The sequence below is a fragment of the Prevotella amnii CRIS 21A-A genome (assembly GCF_000177355.1).
GTDB classification, from domain to species: Bacteria; Bacteroidota; Bacteroidia; order Bacteroidales; family Bacteroidaceae; genus Prevotella; species Prevotella amnii.
Genome location: NZ_ADFQ01000006.1, coordinates 1 through 849 on the forward strand (window position 1 = coordinate 1; position 849 = coordinate 849).

Sequence of the window (849 nt, forward strand, 5' to 3'; positions counted from 1 at the left end):
CAGCATTGCGCAACAGTTCAAAGTCATGATATGCTTTTTGCATCCTCTCCCTACCTTCAACGGCAAAGGGCAAAGTAAAGCACACCAGCACACGGCTCTTTTGCTGCTTAGCCATCTCTATATAATAAGGTAAAAGCGCAGGCATGGTGTCGCCACCCAAACAAGCAATGAAAACAGTAATACGAGCAAAGGAAATCTGAGCTACTTTTCCTTTCACCTTATTGATTACATTTAGCTCTTTTAAGTCCCAAGCGTTACCTATAGCCATAATGTCGATGCCACTGTTTTGCCATGCGTTTTCATCGCTTACCGCATATTGCTGATAAATACTATCGACAATGATACCACCACCATTACCAATTCCACATACCGTAAGATATTTTTCCATATACATAAGATTGAAGCTATAAAGTATTAATCTGTTGCATTATTTTGCTATACTCTTCCTTCACTACCTCTTTACGCATAGCTACCCATAATTCAGTTTTGGGAAGATGGTCTAGTGGAATATATTTTTTATAACGATCATAAAACTTAAACGGGTCGATAGAATAATCGAAGAACAACCTTTCCAAGCGATCCAACAAAGTTTTCCAATCTAAGTAATCGGCGTATTTGTCGATCATTCTATACTCCATGTTATCTGAAAATTATTAGTTAGATTGAACCAATTCCAATGATCGATAAACCTATCAAAAATATCTTCTTGAAGTAATTCAGGACTAGGGTTACTTGATAATATATCCCAACAGAGGTATTCTTCAAATCGCTCCAACAACTGAATAGACCATATTCCGCTAATAATGCTTGACACTTCTTTCCAGTCTACCTTGTCCTTAAACTTTTCAA

3 protein-coding genes are annotated in these 849 nt (G+C 37.2%); all 3 read right to left on the reverse strand.

The genetic code is table 11. The features are described from left to right. A partial coding sequence (locus tag HMPREF9018_RS01065; protein WP_039863893.1) for a hypothetical protein occupies positions 1–388 on the reverse strand: 388 nt, incomplete at its 3' end. 16 nt (positions 389–404) lie between these two features. Next, entirely contained in the window at positions 405–626 is a 222-nt protein-coding gene (locus tag HMPREF9018_RS01070; protein ID WP_008446862.1) for a hypothetical protein, read from the reverse strand. After that, positions 623–849: hypothetical protein (locus HMPREF9018_RS01075; protein ID WP_039863895.1), on the reverse strand; the 227-nt coding region annotated here is incomplete at its 5' end. The genes HMPREF9018_RS01070 and HMPREF9018_RS01075, both read right to left, overlap by 4 nt.

Coding starts and splice junctions, on each gene's coding strand:
- HMPREF9018_RS01070 (WP_008446862.1), bottom strand. CDS start 626: ATGATCGACAAATACGCCGATTACTTAGATTGGAAAACTTTGTTGGAT.